The sequence below is a fragment of the Bacillus sp. FSL R5-0593 genome (assembly GCF_038603755.1).
In the GTDB taxonomy this organism is placed as follows: Bacteria; Bacillota; Bacilli; order Bacillales; family Bacillaceae; genus Bacillus; species Bacillus velezensis.
In genome coordinates this window covers 1328441-1346418 of the sequence record NZ_CP152011.1, presented here as the reverse complement: position 1 = coordinate 1346418, position 17978 = coordinate 1328441, and the positions used below count along the sequence as shown (strand labels likewise).

The window sequence follows — 17978 nt, the reverse complement described above, 5'->3', positions numbered from 1 at the left end:
TGACAGCTCCTTTCTGACTATTTGACAAAGTGAAAAAGCTAACAGATTTCCCCCATTAGCTTGACAGAATTTTTCATATCTTTTCATGTGAAGGATTGAACATAATATCTTATTATTATTTCAAATCCGATGGAAATTGTCAATATAAAGCGCCGCCGTCCGATTTCGTCTTTTTCACAATTTCCCACAATCTTTTCATTATTATCCCACACTTTTTGTTTAAGATGGAGTCAGTAATAATAGGCAAATCATGCTATGATGAAATAGAGAAACGGAGTGAACATGATGGATAACTATCGTGATGAAAATCGGACAGACCACAAAGAACAGGAAGTCCTTTTAGTAAAAGAAAACCTGCAGCCGGCCGGATATTCCGCGCCTGACGAGGACAAGAAAAAACGAAGCTTCGGCTGGTTCAGACCGCTTCTCGGCGGAGTGATCGGCGGAGGGCTCGCCCTCGGCATCTATACATTTACGCCGCTTGGAGACCATCAGACTCAAGATACTTCCAATCCGGCTCCCGCTCAGGAAACGTCATCGGTAACCGCCAAGCAGACATCTTCTGAATCAGACAGCGGCAAATCGGCAAACAGCTCATCGGCAAATTCAAGCAGCATTTCGAATATGGTGGAAGACATTTCACCGGCGATCGTCGGAATCACCAATCTGCAGAAGCAGCAAAGCAGTTCCGATTTATTCGGATTCGGATCAAGCTCAGATTCAAACTCTAATGCATCGGGTGATGATGCGGAAACGGGATCGGGTTCAGGCGTTATTTTTAAGAAAGCAAACGGCAAAGCGTATATCATTACGAATAACCACGTGGTCGAAGGCGCCTCTTCCCTTAAAGTGTCATTATATGACGGCACCGATGTAACAGCTAAACTCGTCGGCAGCGACTCTCTGACAGACTTGGCCGTTTTAGAAATCAGTGATAAACACGTGACAAAAACAGCAAGTTTCGGCAGCTCATCCGCTCTCAGAACGGGTGAATCCGTCATCGCCATCGGTGATCCGCTCGGAAAAGACCTTTCCCGCACCGTCACACAAGGCATCGTGAGCGGCTTAAACAGAACCGTCTCGATCTCTACGTCAGCCGGCGAGTCGAGCATCAACGTCATCCAAACCGATGCCGCCATCAATCCCGGAAACAGCGGCGGACCGCTCTTGAATACAGACGGCAAAATCATCGGCATCAACAGCATGAAAATCAGCGAAAGTGATGTAGAAGGCATCGGCTTTGCTATCCCGAGCAACGATGTAAAACCGATCGCCGAAGAGCTTCTCACGAAAGGACAGGTGGAGCGCCCTTATATCGGCGTGAGCATGATCGACTTGGAACAAGTGCCGCAAAACTATCAGGAAGGCACACTCGGGCTTTTCGGCAAACAGCTGAATAAAGGCGTTTATATTCGAGAAGTGGCGCAGGGCTCACCTGCTGCCAAAGCCGGATTAAAAGCAGAAGACATCATTATCAGCTTAAAAGGGAAAGAAACCGGCACGGGCAGCGAACTCCGCAATATTCTCTACAAGAATACGAAAGTCGGCAGCACCGTTGACGTGAAGATTATCAGAAACGGCAAGGAAATGACGAAAAAAATGAAACTGACTCAAAAAGAAGAAACATCTTCTTAACAAAAATCCAAGGCAGCCGCCTTGGATTTTTTATATACAGCTGAAACTTCAGGCCTGGATCAGCCGTATGACTTAGTGTACAAAGGAGGATACATACACATGAAACAAACAGGACTTTTGCTGGTCGTTACAGGCCTGATCTTGCTGCAGCTGAGCATTCAGCTCCCTCAGCAAAACGCTGCTTGGGGAATGACGCTTGGTGCAAGCATTTTACTGAACCTTTCGGGAACCGGACTGATCATGCGCTCTCTGCACACGCAGACCGGCCGCAGATGAATGAAAAAAGCCGCGGGACATTCTGTCATCCCGCGGCTTTTATTTCACATAAAAGCACCCTGTCCGCTGGCCGGACAGGGTGTTTCGGTTAAGACATATGCTGGTCCCGATAAATCTTTTCGTTTTTCATGCCGTACGCTTTTTGCACGATATAGAGCGGACGGTCTTTTGCTTCGTCATAAATCCTTCCGATATATTCGCCGATCATTCCGAGCATTAATAGAACGATGCCGCTGAATAACAGCTGTATCACAATCAGAGAGGACCAGCCCGTAATGGTGCTGTTCGTAAACAGCTTCATGTATAAAACGATAAACATATAGAGAAAACCCGCTCCGGACATGATCATTCCCGCATAGCTTGCCGCCTTGAGCGGTTTATGAGAGAACGTTGTGATCCCGTCCATGGAAAGCTTCAGCATTTTTTTAAGCGGGTATTTCGTTTCCCCCGCAAGCCGCTCATCACGTTCATATTCTACAGCAGTCTGCTTAAAGCCGACCCAGCTGACGAGTCCTCTGACAAAAGGATTTTTTTCTTTTAATCTTTTCATCTCATCACAGACTTTTCTGTCCAGCAGGCGGAAATCTCCGGTGTCGAGCGGAATATCAATATCAGTCACGCTCCGCAGCAGCCGGTAAAACATAGAGGCCGTCTGTTTCTTGAAAAAGGTTTCTCCCTTTCGTTTCGTTCTGACGGCGTACACCACATCGTAGCCTTCTTTCCACTGCTCAATCATATCAAGGATTAATTCAGGAGGGTCCTGCAAATCGGCGTCAATGACGGCGATTGCATTCCCCTCTGCATAATCCATACCCGCTGTGATCGCGATCTGATGTCCGAAGTTTCTGGAAAAATCAATAATTTTCACTCTCGGATCAATCAGACTTTGCTCTCTTAAAATCTCAATACTGCGGTCTTTGCTTCCATCATTGACAAAGATCAATTCATAATGCTCTTTTGTTTGATCCATGACTTCTTTCAGGCGCTGATAGGTTGTCTGAATGACGAGTTCCTCGTTATAAACCGGGACGACTATTGAATATTGAATATGTCTGCTCATGTTCTTTCCTCCTATTCATCAGATTGAAGTTCGTATAGTGAAGCTGACTGATTCATTCCGCCCGGCCCGCCGCTCATTCGGCTGTTTTTACCTGTGGCCTTGCTGCTTTTTTTATCAGCTGGATCACTATTTTTCGTTTTCTGATCTGTGCTTGATTGCCATTTATCTGAAGATACTTTCTTTCCGTTTTTCTCAACCCACTGCACAATATCGTTATTTCCGCCTTTGCCCATTCCGGATGTTAAGAAGTATTTTACTTTCCCTTCTTTTACGAGCTTTTTAAATTGAGTCAGCGTAATGGCCGGGTCAGACCCGCTGAATCCGCCGATCGCCATGACCGCTTTTTTCGTTTTAATAATGTAAGGCGCAGCCGTGTTGGAATCGGTTGTTGCAAATAGATAGTCCGCTCCGGCGTTGTGTTTCTCTAAATAGTTGATCAGTTTTGTATTGACAGATGCGTTATCCATTCCCATGCCTTTTCCGCTTGTTGAAGCGAGCTGAGGGCCTGTTTCAGGCAATGAGCTGTTGCCTCCGTACAGAAGCGGTGTGCTCGCCCAATAAATCGGCATGACCATCAAGACGAGAAGGGCTGCAAGTGAAACATAATAACTTAGCGGTTTTTGGCGCTGTTTGAATACGAACAGGGCGATTGCTGCCACTGCGCCGAGAACGCCTGCTCCGATGCTCCAGCCTGCTCCGATTTGATCATTGTAGTTTCTGAGGATAAACAGCTCAAATCCGGTTGTCACAAGAATAGCGGCCGGCAATAGCCAAGTTTTCCATCCCGCCTGCTTGCGGTACAGATGAACGAGGGCGACCCATCCCGCACCGACAAGTGCCGCGATCGGAGGCGCCAGCATAATGAGATAATAATGGTGGAAAAATTCCGCCACACTGAAGAATCCGGCAATCGGCACAAGCCACGCTGTCCAAAAGATCGTTTCCTTCTGTTCTGCTGATAATCGTCTTCTTTCTCTCGCCCCGGCGATCAATAAACCGGCCATTCCAAAAATCGCAAACGGCAGGAGCCAGCTGATCTGATCAGATAATTCCGTTTGGAAAAGGCGCAGCGGACCAGGGGTTCCCGTTCCGAACCTTCCTGAACCTGATTGCATTTTCGAGCCGGTGCCTGTACCGCTTTTTCCTCCGCCTCCGCCGCCATCTCCGCCGCTTGGAGGGCCTCCTTGACCGCCGCTTGGCATTTTCCCGTTAGATGGAGGTGCCGTCATACTGCCGTTTTGTGATTTGTCTCCGCTTGCTGAACTGCTGTTTGAAGACTGGCCAGGCGGTTTTTGCATTTGTGAAGAACCGCCGGAAGAAGACATCTCTTTCGATGCGTTTCCGTCCGGTCCGCCCTGGCCGCCGCCGGAACTTTTCCCTGTCAGCCGCTGAATCCCGTTATATCCGAAAGCCAATTCCAATACGGAGTTTGTCTGGCTGCTTCCGACATATGGCCTTTTGCCGGCAGGAATATTGTCAACAATGAGCGGCCATGACAATGAAACGGCTGCTAAAACGGCTAACGCGCTTACCAATGAAATGATTTTTTTCTTAATCGTGGTGTTTGCCGCAATCATATAGAACAGCAAGAAGGCCGGCAAAATCATATAAGCCTGAAGCATTTTTGTGTTAAAGCCTGCTCCGACGACAAAAAATGCCGCCAAAAGCCAGATCAGTCTGCCTTTTCTGATCGCTTTAAAGAGAAGCCATGTGGCGAACAAGAGGAAAAAGACCAGTAAAGCATCGACATTGTTCGTCCGCGCGACCGCTACTGCGATCGGTGTACACGCCATGACAAATGAGGCGATGCGCGCCGCCGTTTTTCCGAACGTCGGCTTTATTAATAAGTACATGAATAGAACTGAACCTACACCCGCCAATGCCTGAGGCAGGATAACGCTCCACCCGTGCATACCGAATATCAGCGCGCTGATCGTTTGAATCTGGTATGTAACAGGCGGTTTATCTACCGTGATAAAACCGGCTGCGTCAAATGAAGCGTAAAAGAAATTATGAAAGCTTTGAAGCATACTCGTTACCGCTGCAGTGTAATAAGGATTCACCGTATCATCATTCCAGATGTTGTACATATTCAAGAATGCGGAAGCGAGTAAAATGAGAATTAAGACTGCGTCTATCTCGCGTTTTTTCATTTTCACCTGTGTTTTCACTCCTTTTGTTTAACTTTGAACAAGTGTAACAACCAAATGTGAAAAATTTATTAATAAACAAAGACAATTATTTTGCCGTTTACAAATAGGTAAAAAGAATGACAAAACGGGTAAAAAAGCAAAAAAAGATGCCCCCGTCAAGCCGGGAGGCATCTGTCATGATTTCTGATTTACTGTATCGGTTTCAGCCGTGCTTCTATTTCAGAACGGCGGTGTTCGAGATAAGGCGGGAGCGCAACCGTTTTGCCTAGCTCTTCAGGTTTTTCATCAACCATAAATCCCGGACCGTCCGTTGACAATTCAAACAGAATTCCGTTCGGCTCCCGGAAGTACAGCGCTTTGAAATAATAACGCTCTACAATGCCTGAGTTGCTGAAACCTTCTTTCGTAATGATGCGGTGCCATAAAGCAAGCTCCTCTTCATTCTGAACGCGGAAGGCCACATGGTGCACGCTGCCTTTTCCAGGACGCTCGCGCGGAAGATCGTTTCTTTCAATGAGATGGACTTCTGTACGCGCGCCTCCGTTTCCGGATTCGAGCACCGTAACCGTGCCCCGGTCTTCATGCGTTTCTTTCCCGATTTCAGTGAAGCCCAGCACATCGGTTAACACACGCAGCGTCGGTTCTGCATACGGGACGGTCAATTCAACGGGACCAAGACCGCGGAAAGAATATTCTTCCGGTATGCCGCTTTGCTTCACCGCTTCACCGATGTCTTTTCCTTTTTCGTCAGCTGTCAGCACAAGCCGCTGTCCTTCATGATCCCAAAAAGCGAGTGTCTCTCTGCCCGCTATTTTCACGATCTCACTGTGAGAGACCTGGTGCTCTTCAAATCGTTTTTTCCAATATTGCAGCGCTTGTGCATCCGGGACACGCAGGCCGATTGAAGAAATACTGTTTGTTCCCGCATGAAACGGCGCAATCCGCGGAATTTCGAAAAACGTCAATTCCGATCCCGGATTGGCTGCTTCATCACCGTAAAATAAGTGATACATCGTCGGTTCATCCTGGTTTACGGACTTTTTCACAAGCTTCAGTCCCAGGATGTTCCGATAAAAATCTAAATTTTTCTGCGCATCAGCCGTCAATGCTGATACATGGTGTATTCCATTAACTTTCATTATGTTATCCTCCAGTCAATTATCTCGATTTCGAGATATTTTATATATACAATTTATGTTATCCGGATCGCAAAGTCAACCCATCTGCTTCACAGACGGTCTGCAGACTGCCGCTCCCCAAATAACGAACCTTCTATATTAAAAAACCATTAATGTTCGTTTTTGAAACGGTATTTTTTCCTTCTCAAAAGCAGAAACCTTTATCTTTTAGGGAAAACAACAAAATCAGAAAATTTATTTTATTCGTGTTTCAGCAATTAGGGTTTACAATATGGAAAATAGTTTTTTCAGCATGACGATTTTACATCTGGAGGGATAGGATATGCAGATTGAAGAGAACGGACTTAAAAAAGAGATCGGCCTTACCATCGCCCTCTCACTTGTTATCGGCACCATCATCGGTTCCGGCGTATTTATGAAACCAGGCGCCGTGCTTGCCTACTCCGGTGATGCGAAATCCGCGCTTATCGCGTGGCTGTTAGGAGGCATTTTGACGCTTGCCGGCGGCTTGACCGTTGCGGAAATCGGCACTCAAATTCCGAAAACGGGCGGACTTTATACATATCTCGAAGAAGTGTACGGCGAATTTTGGGGCTTTTTGTGCGGATGGGTTCAAATTATCATTTACGGCCCCGCCATTATCGGAGCAATCGGCTTGTATTTCGGCTCTTTGATGGCGCACTTGTTCAATTGGGATTCCGGCTGGTCTAAATTGATCGGGATTTCAGCCGTTTTGTTTTTAAGCATCATTAACATTATCGGAACGAAATATGGCGGCATCGTCCAGGGAATTACGACTGTCGGCAAATTGATTCCGATTATCTGCATGATCGTGTTCGGCCTTTGGAAAGGCGATCAGCATATTTTCACAGCCGTCACAAGCAGCATGTCGGACATGAATTTCGGCGCTGCCATACTGGCCACCTTGTTTGCTTATGACGGATGGATTCTGCTTGCGGCACTCGGCGGCGAAATGAAAAATCCGGAAAAGCTGCTCCCGAGAGCGATGACGGGCGGACTGCTGGTCGTCACCGCCATTTATCTTTTCATTAACTTTGCGCTGCTGCACATTCTTCCTGCGACCGACATCGTCAAACTCGGTGAAAATGCGACCGGCACCGCTGCCGGAATGCTGTTTGGCGACATCGGAGGAAAATTGATCAGCGTCGGAATCATCGTCAGCATCTTCGGCTGTTTAAACGGAAAGATTCTCGCTTTTCCGCGTGTCTCGTTTGCGATGGCGGAACGGAAACAGCTGCCGTTTGCCGGGCAGATTTCGCGGGTGCATCCGACGTTCCGCACCCCGTGGATTGCCGTGTCATTTCAGATCGCGCTGGCCATTATTTTTATGATCGCCAGCAATCCCGATAAGCTGTCTGAAATCTCTATTTTCATGATTTATATTTTTTACGTCATGGCCTTTTTCGCCGTGTTTATCCTCAGAAAAAAAAGCGGCGGAAAACCGCGCGCCTACAGCGTGCCTTTGTATCCGATCATTCCTGTTTTGGCCATCGCGGGTTCACTGTTTGTGCTGATCAGCACGATCATTACAGATACACTGAGCTGCGTGCTGTCCCTCTTGATCGGCCTCGCCGGGCTGCCGCTTTATTTTTGGCTGAAAAACGGCAGAAAAAACTGACAAAAACGGTTCCTTTTACGGGAGCCGTTTTTTTTCTGGCAAAATCACGTGCAAAAGTTGACAGCAAATTCACATCTTTTGTTATACTTTTTAAGCAAGATGTCTGAATTCGAAGTATGTTACGTTTTTTTGGCGAAGTGGGTAACATAAGAAAAACAGGATGAGACACGTTTTTACGAAAAAATCAAGAGGCGTTTTTTTCGACTTTATCTGTTTTTTTTCGACAAAAGGCTATATAATAATTTGATGTGTGCATTGTCTCATTCAAACAATGGAGGGTTTTTAATGATAAAAAGAAAAAAAGATAAGTTCTCACTCCTTTTAACAGAAATCGCAAAAAACATAGACGAAACCGCAGAATATTTTGTCAACTTTAAAGTGACGAACCAGACGACTTTAAAGGAATTTGCCGATACGTTAAAAGAGTTTGAAACAAAAGGAGATAATCATGTTCATGTCATGATTAAAGAGCTGAACAAAGCTTTTATCACTCCCATTGAACGTGAAGACATCCTTGAGCTGACAAACAGCCTCGATGACGTGCTTGACGGAATCGAACATTTTTCAGCAATGATGGAGATTTTCTCGATCACTTCTTCCGATGAGCATATCGATAAGTTCAGCGGATACATCAGAGAGTGCGCGAAGGAAATTTTAATCACGATTGAGCTGCTTGCAGAAAACCGATTGAAGGACATTCACCCTCACGCCATTAAAATTAAGGAATACGAGCACAGCTGTGATAACCTGCACCGTAAATCATTAAAAAATCTGTTCGGCACAGAAACCGATCCGATTAAAGTGATTCAGTACCGCGAGATTTACGAAACGCTTGAGGAAATTGCCGACTCTTGTCAAAGCGTTGCCAATAACCTTGAAACCATTATTATGAAAAACGCGTAACGAGGGGTTATAATGGATACTCTATTACTTTTAACGATATTAATTGTCATATGCGCTTTGGTATTTGACTTCATTAACGGATTTCACGATACCGCAAACGCAATCGCCACCTCAGTTTCGACAAAAGCGCTGAAGCCGCGGCACGCAATCGTCATGGCCGCCATCATGAACTTTCTCGGAGCGATGACATTTACCGGTGTGGCGAAAACCATTACAAAGGACATTGTGAATCCTTATACATTAGACAACGGGTCAGTTGTCATTCTGGCGGCTCTACTCGCCGCAATCGCCTGGAACTTGATCACATGGTATTTCGGCATTCCGAGCAGCTCTTCACATGCGATTATCGGAGCGATCGCCGGAGCGGCCATTGCAGCGTCAGGTTTTGCAACGCTTAATTATAAAGGGTTCATTAAGATTCTCGAAGCACTTATTTTATCACCGATCATCGCCTTTGTTCTCGGCTTTATCGTATATTCGATCGTGAAGCTGATTTTTAAAGACAGCAATTTGGCGAAAACAAATAAACGTTTCCGCAGAGTGCAGATTTTGACGGCTGCCATTCAGTCCTATACACACGGAACGAACGACGCGCAAAAAGCGATGGGTATCATTACGATGGCGCTTATGACGGCCAATTTACATAAAAGTGATGCCATTCCTTTTTGGGTGCAGCTCTCTTGTGCCCTGGCAATGGGTCTCGGCACATCCATCGGCGGCTGGAAAATCATTAAAACCGTCGGCGGAAAAATTATGAAAATCCGTCCGGTAAACGGCGTATCTGCCGACTTAACCGGCGCAGCCATTATTTTCGGGGCCACGTTTATTCATCTCCCTGTCAGCACGACGCACGTCATTTCGTCTTCCATTCTCGGTGTGGGCGCTTCCCACCGCGTAAAAGGCGTAAACTGGGGAACGGCTAAACGGATGCTCATTACATGGGTCATCACCCTGCCGATTGCAGGTACACTCGGCGCCATCGCCTTTTTCATCTTAGATCTGTTTTTCTGATGACATCCGCTTCTTTACAGAAGCGGTTTTTTTTGTGACAGGAAAATGATGTCATGACATAGAATGAACATAGCAGACCATTTTTCAAATTGTGAGGGATGCTCATGCTTTTGTTTTTTCAGATCATGGTGTGGACGATGGCGGCCGCACTCATTTTATATGTGTACGCATCCTGGCGGTATGAGGCAAAGGTAAAAGAAAAAATGTTTGCCATCCGTAAAACGTGGTATTTACTATTTGTACTGGGCTCCATGGTCTATTGGACATATGATCCCGAATCGCTCTTTGCCGCATGGAGACAATATTTGATTGTTGCCGTCTGCTTTGCCCTTATTGATGCGTTTATCTTTTTGAGCGCGTATATCAAAAAGCTCGCCGGCAATGAATTAGAGACGGATACGCGGGAAATTTTAGAAGAAAATAACGAAATGCTTCACTCCTATCTTGAAAAACTGAAAACCTATCAATATCTGTTGAAAAATGAACCGATCCATGTATATTATGGAAGTACAGAAGCTTATGCGGAAGGCATCAGCAGACTGCTGGCCGCTTATGCCGAAAAAATGAATGTCACGGCTTCCTTGTGCGACTATTCCGCACAAGCGGATAAGGACCGCTTGACGGAGCATATGCCTGATGCGGCGGACGTTCAGTCCCGTCTTAACCGTAAAGACGTCTACTATGATCAAAAAGGCAGGCTTGTGCTTATTCCGTTTACAGTCCAGAACCGCCATTACGTGATCAAACTCACGTCGGAAAACCTGTTGACGGAATTCGATTATTTGCTTTTCACATCGCTAACGAGCATTTATGATTTAATGCTGCCAATAGAAGAGGAAGGTGACGGTTAAATGGAGCAGGCATTTCAAAACGGGCAGCCGGAACAAAGAGCGAAACCGTTCAAAATGTTTAAAAAACGTTCAATGACAAGTATCGCAAGTTACCAGGTCAGCCCTCATACCGCCAGAATTTTCAAAGAAAACGAGCGGCTGATTGACAAGTATAAACAAAAAAAAGCTTGATTACACTAAGGACAGGAGACACGGCTCTTGTCCTTATTCCTTTTTTCCATATCTTTCATATAATAAAACCAACAAAGAGATGCGACAGGTGATGATGTGAAGAAAATTGTCAAGCGCGTAAAGTTTGTGGATTACGGACGCTTCGGGCTTTCCGCTTATTCGCTGAGGATGCGGGCGAGGAATCTCAGGCTATTGAACCGGTTAAAAAAGAAAAAAGGCTGAATCCCGCAATGTGAACGGGACTCAGCTTTTTTGTTAAAGCTGCATCAGAATTTTCGCTTTTACAGCGGGACCGTAGACGCCGTCAGACGTCAGTCCGTTTACAGATTGGAAGCGGGCCACGGCATCTGCGGTTTTCGGACCGTAGATACCGTCAATTCCGTTATTGACAGCTCCTTTTTCAGGATAGAAATAAAGCGCGGCGAGCGCGTTTTGCACCTGGTATACCTTTTCGCCGGACGTGTACGGCTCTGTCAGCTGAATCACCTCGTCCGGAAGAGAATACAGTGCTTCAACCGGCGGGCTGACGATCAGTACTTGTCCGACTTTAATCAGGTTCGGGTCAGCGATGTTATTCCATTTCTGCAGATCGGCCACGCTGACGCCGAATTTCCGCGCGATCGCTGACAGCGTATCTCCTTTTTGGACGGTATACGTCTGTCTTTCCCCAGAACCGATTCCCGCTTTAAACTCATCCCATGTATCCAACAGTCTTCTCGGACAAAGCTTTCCTGACCAATGCTTGTGCGCAACGACGTTTGCAAGCGGAATGCCGTGCGAGGTCATTAATGTGCGGATGAGCCATTGGGCGTTTGCCACGGCCTGTGAAAAGTTGCCGTCTGCGTTTTCACAAATTTCAATACCGATGGATTTACGGTTGCCGTCCCCGTTTCCGTCACCGGCATGCCAGCCGTTTTCGTTCAGCGGAAGATGCTGATAAATTTCCGTATCATCGACTGTGAAATGCCAGCTTGTCGGTGTATCGGGATTTTTCACATAGCTTGCGTGACTTTTGGCATTAGCTCCGACTGCGGTATTGGCTGTATTGTGCACCGTAATGTAAATCGGTGTCATTGCATAGCCTGGGCGGTTATTGTTTCCTGCCGGGATAAAATCCTGTGTGATTTTTACCATATTCTCATCTCTCCTATTTCGATAAATTGTTTATTTTTAATAAAGCCTGCTGTTTTTTCCCTTTTGCTGTAACGTAATTGTTTTTAAACCAGGCGGCGGCAGTCGTTATGATTGTAAAAACGGCCGACCCGGCGGCATACAGCGTATCTGCAAGCTGGCTGACCTGGTCCTCCTGAATATTCAGCGGCGATTTGCCGAACATCAGCAAAGTTTGATTCAATAAAGCAAGCAAAAGAAACACCGTCCTGACGACCGTGCCTTTGTCCGCGAATTTCATATTGGTTTCCCCCTTACTTTTGCAGCAGATTGTACATGATGGCGATGGCTCCGCCAATGACGCCCGTGCAGATTGCTGTCACGATCGCTCCTGTAATGGTCCGCTTAATCCATGTTGTGTTTTCGTCAATTTTGTTCAGTTTTTCATTCAGCGTCATGATTTGCTGATCCTGCCGGTCTGATACCCGCTCTAATGCGGCTACCCGCTGTTCAAGCACCTTTTGTTCACCTTTGATGCCTGCGAATTCTTTTTGCACCGCTTGTTCATCCAGAAGCACTTCCGCTCCCCCCTCTTACATTGTTCTCACCTCCCTTCGGAAGCTTCATTCTTAAGAAAATGCCGTGCCTTTGACAGAAAGGCTCCCGCCGGAAATGCTCTCGATTTCCATGACGATTTCCTTAAAGCCGGCAATATCAAATGACCACACTTCTTCTGTGCCTGACGTACCGGCGGCTGATGTCCCGTCATCAGACCTGATTCCTCTGATCGGCACATTTTTTCCCGAGATGGATCTCCCCCAAAACGCGACATGGCCCGACTCAGCCGTGCCGGTGATTTCGACGAGAAGTTTTTTCCAAGCGCCCGCCGAGAAGATGCTTCCCTCGCCCGCCTCTGCTGCATTTTCATGAAAAATCACGTCTGTATATGAAAACGCCATATCACCGCCCGTACCGACAGATTGGTATAAAACAAATTCGGACTGCTTTTGATTTCCGTTTTCAAAACGGAACCGGTAATATCGTTTTGTCAGGAAGACCCACCCCGAAGCGGTCAGCACTCCGCCTTTGACTGCGACAGAATGTGAAGCCGTCCACGAATTGTTATCCTCGCTCTCTTCGATAAAAAGAGTTCCGCTGCGGTCCGAATAAGCCCACCCCTGTGCTCTGTCTATTAAGACGGCTCCTAAACGGTCTTGTCCGAATTGGCTGTATACTTCTATCGCTTCTAGCGGCGTATTGGTAAGAAGCTCTGCCATTCCGGACAAATCAGCAACAGGTGTGACATAATCGTTTTTGTTACCGCGATAAGCTTTTACGGCGCCGGGTCTGCCAAGTTGATCGGCGGGAAATTCAAATGAATGCTTTTTCATCGGCCGTCCTCCTTTTCTCATTTATTAAAAATGACAAATAAAAAAAGCCGTTTGGCTTATGACACAGCATTTTTATAATTTTCGTATGTTTCACCCGTTATTTCTTGAAATTCCTCAGGCGTGATATACTTCGCGGCCACACCTTCAGCCAGATCTTCGGCAGAGCAGTCATCATAGCCCATAGCCTGTTTTACCATTTCTATTGTGGCCCACTTATAAAACAAAGCGTAAACCCAAAAGTTAAGTCTCTTCATTTTTTCATTCTCCTTTTACGTTTAATAATTCTAATTTTAAAGACGCTAATTGTTCACCTAAAGCTTTATTCAACATCTCTGTTTTCTCCCTTGCTACCACTTCGGCAGACAATTGTACACCTAAAGCATTTTGAGCTTGTTCTGCTTGTTTTCTCGCTAGTTTTTCATCTGCCAGTTGCTGTCCGATTTCTTTCAACTGTTCCACAATGGGATCCGGCTCCACCACATCCTGATACTTGTTTTTTTGATTTTCCTTATATTCTTGATCAGCAGATTCGTTCCAAATTTTATTTACTTCATCAAACTGCGGCCTCCATAAGCCGTCCGGAGGTTTTATGGTTGTTGAGTTTTGCGGCATTATACTTGATGTACTGTCTAAGATTTCAGGCCTTTGAAAATAAAAATTCTCATCATACAAAAAGACTTGCATATTCATCCCCCATTACAAAGTGAAATTATTATCTATTGAAATCCCTGTAATATTCCCCTCTATTTTGGCATATTTCCCGTTAATTCTCAGTTCTCCCGTTGGTTCGGCATAATATTTTGTTATCCCGGTTGTTCCAAAGAGTGGGGCAGCCATTGATTTCTGTGTTGAAGGATGAGCTTCAGAAGGAAGTACAGCAAAAACGCTGTCGAAATCTGGGGGAACCACTTCACCACGTGTGAATACTTGGTTGCCCCACACTGCATACTGAGGATTTCTTGCGCCAGCCTTATGCCCATTAATTAGTGTTAAATCATACCAGGTCATTTTATTAAATTCTTCTTCAGTAAATAGACGTTTCCACCCCTTAAAAACACCGTCTGTATGAACAGTCGCGATCCATACATTATTATCGTAACTTCTCCAAGCCAAAATCGACTTTCTACCTGACTCACTCTCAATCACATCATAGTTAAACAAGGAATTATCATTTTCAACCGGATTGTTTTTCAGCTGAGCACCCATTCCATAATAAAACCCCGAGCTCAGTGCCAGTATGTCTGATCCGCTTTCTAAGCGTGTCCGTTTCCCATCATCCTTTGTCAATTTCGCCAACTGGCCGCCGTTCCATTTGTCTCTTTCGATAGGACTTATATGAATTGATGAATCTATCGCATGTGCATCGACCTTTGACTGCGCTCCAGCTATGGATTCAATTGGATACCAATTGATTGCTGTTTGATTAGTGTTATAATAAAACCACCATGCATTACCCTTCACGTCTACAGCATAACCATTACCTATTCCCGGCTGCCCCACTAACTGCATACCTCGGAGACTCGTATTTGACGGGTTGTCTGTTACTGCATTGGTTCCGTAAAAAGTTACAGAACCAACATCTTTTAACGAGTCATAAAACGAGCCGGAAGTTAAATTGATTTTTTGCGTGCCGTTATCAGCGGTGATTTTAAACAGCTGCCCTGCATTCCATGTATCCTTTTCAGCTTTCGTTACATGGATATCAGTCTGATTTGTGTGGGCATCGACTTTTTTTTGGGCGCCTTCCGAAGTTTCTAACTGAACCCAATCAGACCAGCCGGAAGCTTTAAGGGTTTTTCTCCATGTGCCTCCTTCATAATCCATTGCCAGAGCCTCACCATAAGACTTGAATCCGATATATAAGCCTCTGGTGGAAAGCGGAGGAGTATGAACTCCCGTGTTATTTGTGTAAAAGAAAAAAGATTGATTAAGCTGGTCTACAATTTGATGAAAATCCAAGCCATCTTGTATACTTATTAAATATTTCCCTGAATCATCCGTCAGCTTTGTTAACTGCCCGTTATTCCACTTCTGGCGCTCTTCCTTCGTCACATGCCGGTCCAGATCTTGATTGTGCCGGTCAAAATCTTTCTTTGCTGCCTGCTGGACATTGTCTACGTTTCCGAGGCCGATTTGCGCCTTTGTCGTTTTGTGCGGGTTGTTCATGTCGTTTTTATGGGCCGCCAGATCCGTGTGTGCGTCATTTATGCCTTTTTCCCAGCGGTTGACGTCATCTTCGTTAATCGGATCGTCCGGAAGCCAGTCTGTTTTTTCTTCGTAAGCCATCGTTACACCACCTCAAAGGTAAATCTTAAATCAAGCGTTCTGTTATTGCTGAGATCTAAATTTGTTTTTCGTTCTGTAATGACGCTTCCTGTTTCGTCAAGCATCTGCACGGTTTCAATGTGTTTGACGTCTTCTTCCCTGCGTGTGAGAACGGTGACTGCGGCTTCTTTTACGGAAATGTCCGCAATCGGAGTTTCTTTTCCGTTTAACAGCACTTTTGTGATCCTGTTTTTCAGATCGGCTGCGGCACGCTGTCTGTAAGCGGCTGATATCATGGTAAGACCACCTCGTTATTGTTGAGTGTGACGGAATAACCGACCTTCAGTTCACTGACTTTTCGGTATCTCCGATTGTTGAGAATGACACGGTCTTTGATTTCCAGTGTTTCGTTTAATGCAGCTCTCAGTGTATACGCCAAATGAGCGGGTTTGATTTTTTCAAGCGTTTCAATCAGCTCGTTCATGTGCTGCAGGTCATCAAGCCCGATATCGGCATAAAAACGATACTGCCCCGGAAACATCCGAACGTAAGCTGACGGATGTTTTAAAAAACGGTTTAGCGCCTGCTCGATCGCTTGATGTGTGATGGGCGGAATATTCGACATCTTTGAAATCAGCCTGAGCCGTCTCATATCCTCCGTGTCACCTGATTCCCGCGGTATTTTTAATATTTTTTCCCAGCGTTCAAGCCCCCACGTCGCCGTCGTGATAAAGAGCTGATCTGTCAAATCGAAAATATCGTTATTCTGCCGCTCAAACTCGGGAGCTTCCGCCTCAAGCAGTTGTGCCATTTCCTTTAATCGGGTTAAAAACGGCGGGAGGTACGCCGTCATCTCATCGAGTCTGCTCAAGGATTGTCACCTCTTTGAGTTTAGGAATTTCCACGTCACTGAGCACGAGGTTTTCCGCCGCACCGTTCATTTTGATATCGGCATAGTCACTGACGGATGCCGAGTTATAAACGATGTTGTTAATTTGTGATAAACGGACGGTGTTTTCTTCGAAGGCCATTTTCTTAAATAAATTCAGGACGCCTTTTTCAATCTCCGCTTTCACGTCATCGATCGAGCTGTTCAGCTCAGGCAGCACGGAAGCGGAGATTTCGATTTCCTTCCATACGGCGCTTTCCACCGTTACTGCCGCTCCGATCGGCGCCTGTCCTTCTCCCTGCCCTTCGTCCGGATCAATATAATCCTTTACTTTCTTGATCAGAATATCTGATGCCGGTTCCAAATTCGCATTTGTGATGACAACCTTCACCGTTCCGTCTCCGTTCCAAAGCGGGAAGATTTTCGCCCTGCCGACGCCGTCCACCTCTTCGGCCCATTGTTTATAGTGCTGTTTATTTGCGCTGACTGCTTCCCGGCGGACACGGGTAAAATAGCGCGCCCTTAAGCTGTTGTCATCTTCTTCCTCACGGCCGGGAATTAATATATCGCGCACGACTGCTTTCTCAAGCCCGGGTATCGTATCAAGCGGCAGCAGGTTCTGCCCTGAAATGCCGGCATTGCCCGCTTCACCGGCTGTTTCACATTCAAGCGTTCCATCCCCCGTATATTGAAAATACAGGTTATCAACGAAGAAACGAGAGCCTGGCGGAATGGTGATGCCCGCTGTGAATTCTCCGGCTCTGACCGCTTTTGTGGCAGGTGTTCGTTCAATTCCCGCTTCAGCAGCCCGCCTGTCCAGAAATTCTCCCTGAGCCGTATCGGAAAACACGAGCTCCAGCACGGTATCAAGCCAAATATAAGACTTTGCGAGCTCAGCGGCCGCAGGCGCGAGCGCATTGTAAATGACGCTGCCTTCTCTCGTATCAATATCTGCCGTAATGCGCGTCAGCATTCTGTCCATAATGTCGTCAAACGTCTGAGCTTCAAACATCCTCACCCAGCACCTCCTCTATCTCAAGCATGCCCTCATCAGTTTCAACGGTAAAAGAGACGGTGAAGGCATCATCTTTTTTCTCAATCTCAAAATTGGTAACAGCCAAAATACGGTCATCATACAGCAAGGCTTCTTCTATCAGTCTTGGAATCTCCATTTTTTTATAAGCATCCGTCGTGTTCTGATCTGAAAGCACTTCCTGCAGTTCATTTCCGATATCATGGCTGAAAACCGAATATGAATACCGTTCTGTGTGAAGAGCGATATAGACGAATTGTCTGATTGCGTCCAGTCCGTTTATCAGTTCATTGGTAATCCGGTTGTTTTCAAAATCAATTCGGTAGGTTTGTGAAGTTTCAATGGCCTCACTCGCATCCTCCAAATCTTCAAATTCGATTTCCGGTGTCAGGGCCATTGCACCCGCTCCTTTTAGATTTGATCATGTAAAAAAGCCCTCTTCGGATGATGAA

General features: G+C 46.0%; 22 protein-coding genes. 8 read left to right on the top strand and 14 right to left on the bottom strand.

Translation table 11 applies throughout. The annotated features are described in order from the left end of the window. Window positions 1-285 precede the first annotated feature (285 nt). Window positions 286-1635, top strand: a complete 1350-nt coding sequence (locus tag NYE36_RS06965; RefSeq protein WP_186314435.1) for a trypsin-like peptidase domain-containing protein — start codon at window positions 286-288, stop codon at window positions 1633-1635. Window positions 1636-1734: 99 nt separating this feature from the next. Then, window positions 1735-1911 (top strand): hypothetical protein, encoded by a 177-nt coding sequence (locus NYE36_RS06960; protein ID WP_014417532.1) that lies wholly within the window; start codon window positions 1735-1737, stop codon window positions 1909-1911. Between the two features lie 88 nt (window positions 1912-1999). Here NYE36_RS06960 and NYE36_RS06955 read toward each other — a convergent pair whose 3' ends face one another. The 3 genes from NYE36_RS06955 to NYE36_RS06945 all read right to left on the bottom strand — a co-directional run bounded on the left by NYE36_RS06955 (window position 2000) and on the right by NYE36_RS06945 (window position 6263). Next, a complete protein-coding gene (locus NYE36_RS06955) occupies window positions 2000-2971 on the bottom strand; it encodes a glycosyltransferase family 2 protein (protein ID WP_007610846.1) in 972 nt (323 codons plus the stop codon). Between the two features lie 11 nt (window positions 2972-2982). Beyond that, a complete protein-coding gene (locus NYE36_RS06950) occupies window positions 2983-5130 on the bottom strand; it encodes a glycosyltransferase family 39 protein (RefSeq protein WP_094032375.1) in 2148 nt (715 codons plus the stop codon). Between the two features lie 182 nt (window positions 5131-5312). Beyond that, a complete protein-coding gene (locus NYE36_RS06945) occupies window positions 5313-6263 on the bottom strand; it encodes a ring-cleaving dioxygenase (protein WP_094032374.1) in 951 nt (316 codons plus the stop codon). Window positions 6264-6585: 322 nt separating this feature from the next. Here NYE36_RS06945 and NYE36_RS06940 point away from each other — a divergent pair, with 322 nt between their 5' ends. The 6 genes from NYE36_RS06940 to NYE36_RS06915 all read left to right on the top strand — a co-directional run bounded on the left by NYE36_RS06940 (window position 6586) and on the right by NYE36_RS06915 (window position 11060). Next, window positions 6586-7902 carry an amino acid permease gene (locus NYE36_RS06940; protein WP_094032373.1) on the top strand — a complete coding sequence of 439 codons (1317 nt, stop codon included), beginning with the start codon at window positions 6586-6588 and terminating at the stop codon, window positions 7900-7902. A 285-nt stretch (window positions 7903-8187) separates the two neighbouring features. Next, the gene (locus NYE36_RS06935; RefSeq protein WP_003154804.1) at window positions 8188-8805 is read left to right on the top strand and encodes a DUF47 domain-containing protein; all 618 of its coding nucleotides are present in this window, start codon (window positions 8188-8190) and stop codon (window positions 8803-8805) included. Between the two features lie 12 nt (window positions 8806-8817). After that, window positions 8818-9816, top strand: coding sequence for an inorganic phosphate transporter (locus NYE36_RS06930; RefSeq protein WP_020955696.1), 999 nt, complete (start codon window positions 8818-8820; stop codon window positions 9814-9816). 104 nt (window positions 9817-9920) lie between these two features. Further along, entirely contained in the window at window positions 9921-10667 is a 747-nt protein-coding gene (locus tag NYE36_RS06925; RefSeq protein WP_094032372.1) for a type II toxin-antitoxin system SpoIISA family toxin, read from the top strand. Beyond that, window positions 10668-10838 carry a type II toxin-antitoxin system SpoIISB family antitoxin gene (locus NYE36_RS06920; protein WP_003154807.1) on the top strand — a complete coding sequence of 57 codons (171 nt, stop codon included), beginning with the start codon at window positions 10668-10670 and terminating at the stop codon, window positions 10836-10838. Between the two features lie 96 nt (window positions 10839-10934). After that, window positions 10935-11060, top strand: a complete 126-nt coding sequence (locus NYE36_RS06915; protein WP_244805641.1) for a hypothetical protein — start codon at window positions 10935-10937, stop codon at window positions 11058-11060. Window positions 11061-11093: 33 nt separating this feature from the next. On the opposite strand, the gene NYE36_RS06910 is transcribed toward NYE36_RS06915, so the two are convergent. Genes NYE36_RS06910 through NYE36_RS06860 form a run of 11 tightly spaced genes read right to left on the bottom strand, consistent with a single transcriptional unit; the run spans window position 11094 to window position 17923 of the window. Then, the gene (locus NYE36_RS06910) at window positions 11094-11972 is read right to left on the bottom strand and encodes an N-acetylmuramoyl-L-alanine amidase (RefSeq protein ID WP_007407257.1); all 879 of its coding nucleotides are present in this window, start codon (window positions 11970-11972) and stop codon (window positions 11094-11096) included. 13 nt (window positions 11973-11985) lie between these two features. Continuing rightward, entirely contained in the window at window positions 11986-12249 is a 264-nt protein-coding gene (locus NYE36_RS06905) for a phage holin (RefSeq protein ID WP_094032371.1), read from the bottom strand. A 13-nt stretch (window positions 12250-12262) separates the two neighbouring features. Continuing rightward, entirely contained in the window at window positions 12263-12526 is a 264-nt protein-coding gene (locus NYE36_RS06900) for a hemolysin XhlA family protein (protein WP_003154815.1), read from the bottom strand. Window positions 12527-12577: 51 nt separating this feature from the next. Further along, window positions 12578-13339: a phage portal protein gene (locus NYE36_RS06895; RefSeq protein ID WP_094032370.1), complete on the bottom strand. Its 762-nt coding sequence runs from the start codon at window positions 13337-13339 to the stop codon at window positions 12578-12580. 56 nt (window positions 13340-13395) lie between these two features. Next, complete coding sequence (locus NYE36_RS06890; protein WP_012117366.1) at window positions 13396-13593, bottom strand: XkdX family protein; 198 nt, start codon at window positions 13591-13593, stop codon at window positions 13396-13398. Between the two features lie 4 nt (window positions 13594-13597). After that, window positions 13598-14023 (bottom strand): hypothetical protein, encoded by a 426-nt coding sequence (locus tag NYE36_RS06885; protein ID WP_079892045.1) that lies wholly within the window; start codon window positions 14021-14023, stop codon window positions 13598-13600. 12 nt (window positions 14024-14035) lie between these two features. Beyond that, entirely contained in the window at window positions 14036-15625 is a 1590-nt protein-coding gene (locus NYE36_RS06880; protein WP_053573489.1) for a hypothetical protein, read from the bottom strand. Between the two features lie 2 nt (window positions 15626-15627). After that, on the bottom strand, window positions 15628-15900 hold the full coding sequence (locus NYE36_RS06875) for a hypothetical protein (protein ID WP_060674884.1): 273 nt from the start codon (window positions 15898-15900) through the stop codon (window positions 15628-15630). Continuing rightward, window positions 15897-16475, bottom strand: coding sequence for a YmfQ family protein (locus tag NYE36_RS06870; protein WP_015239689.1), 579 nt, complete (start codon window positions 16473-16475; stop codon window positions 15897-15899). The genes NYE36_RS06875 and NYE36_RS06870 overlap by 4 nt, the downstream gene beginning before the upstream one ends. Next, window positions 16459-17505, bottom strand: a complete 1047-nt coding sequence (locus NYE36_RS06865; protein WP_064116094.1) for a baseplate J/gp47 family protein — start codon at window positions 17503-17505, stop codon at window positions 16459-16461. The genes NYE36_RS06870 and NYE36_RS06865 overlap by 17 nt, the downstream gene beginning before the upstream one ends. After that, a complete protein-coding gene (locus NYE36_RS06860) occupies window positions 17498-17923 on the bottom strand; it encodes a DUF2634 domain-containing protein (RefSeq protein WP_015417292.1) in 426 nt (141 codons plus the stop codon). Before NYE36_RS06860 ends, NYE36_RS06865 begins: the two co-directional genes overlap by 8 nt. Window positions 17924-17978: the final 55 nt, after the last annotated feature.

Excerpts from the sequence above, each read along its gene's own strand:
- NYE36_RS06965 (WP_186314435.1), top strand. The coding sequence starts at position 286 with ATGGATAACTATCGTGATGAAAATCGGACAGACCACAAAGAACAGGAA.
- NYE36_RS06960 (WP_014417532.1), top strand. The coding sequence starts at position 1,735 with ATGAAACAAACAGGACTTTTGCTGGTCGTTACAGGCCTGATCTTGCTG.
- NYE36_RS06955 (WP_007610846.1), bottom strand. The coding sequence starts at position 2,971 with ATGAGCAGACATATTCAATATTCAATAGTCGTCCCGGTTTATAACGAG.
- NYE36_RS06945 (WP_094032374.1), bottom strand. The coding sequence starts at position 6,263 with ATGAAAGTTAATGGAATACACCATGTATCAGCATTGACGGCTGATGCG.
- NYE36_RS06940 (WP_094032373.1), top strand. The coding sequence starts at position 6,586 with ATGCAGATTGAAGAGAACGGACTTAAAAAAGAGATCGGCCTTACCATC.
- NYE36_RS06935 (WP_003154804.1), top strand. The coding sequence starts at position 8,188 with ATGATAAAAAGAAAAAAAGATAAGTTCTCACTCCTTTTAACAGAAATC.
- NYE36_RS06930 (WP_020955696.1), top strand. The coding sequence starts at position 8,818 with ATGGATACTCTATTACTTTTAACGATATTAATTGTCATATGCGCTTTG.
- NYE36_RS06925 (WP_094032372.1), top strand. The coding sequence starts at position 9,921 with ATGCTTTTGTTTTTTCAGATCATGGTGTGGACGATGGCGGCCGCACTC.
- NYE36_RS06920 (WP_003154807.1), top strand. The coding sequence starts at position 10,668 with ATGGAGCAGGCATTTCAAAACGGGCAGCCGGAACAAAGAGCGAAACCG.
- NYE36_RS06910 (WP_007407257.1), bottom strand. The coding sequence starts at position 11,972 with ATGGTAAAAATCACACAGGATTTTATCCCGGCAGGAAACAATAACCGC.
- NYE36_RS06905 (WP_094032371.1), bottom strand. The coding sequence starts at position 12,249 with ATGAAATTCGCGGACAAAGGCACGGTCGTCAGGACGGTGTTTCTTTTG.
- NYE36_RS06895 (WP_094032370.1), bottom strand. The coding sequence starts at position 13,339 with ATGAAAAAGCATTCATTTGAATTTCCCGCCGATCAACTTGGCAGACCC.
- NYE36_RS06890 (WP_012117366.1), bottom strand. The coding sequence starts at position 13,593 with ATGAAGAGACTTAACTTTTGGGTTTACGCTTTGTTTTATAAGTGGGCC.
- NYE36_RS06885 (WP_079892045.1), bottom strand. The coding sequence starts at position 14,023 with ATGCAAGTCTTTTTGTATGATGAGAATTTTTATTTTCAAAGGCCTGAA.
- NYE36_RS06880 (WP_053573489.1), bottom strand. The coding sequence starts at position 15,625 with ATGGCTTACGAAGAAAAAACAGACTGGCTTCCGGACGATCCGATTAAC.
- NYE36_RS06875 (WP_060674884.1), bottom strand. The coding sequence starts at position 15,900 with ATGATATCAGCCGCTTACAGACAGCGTGCCGCAGCCGATCTGAAAAAC.
- NYE36_RS06865 (WP_064116094.1), bottom strand. The coding sequence starts at position 17,505 with ATGTTTGAAGCTCAGACGTTTGACGACATTATGGACAGAATGCTGACG.
- NYE36_RS06860 (WP_015417292.1), bottom strand. The coding sequence starts at position 17,923 with ATGGCCCTGACACCGGAAATCGAATTTGAAGATTTGGAGGATGCGAGT.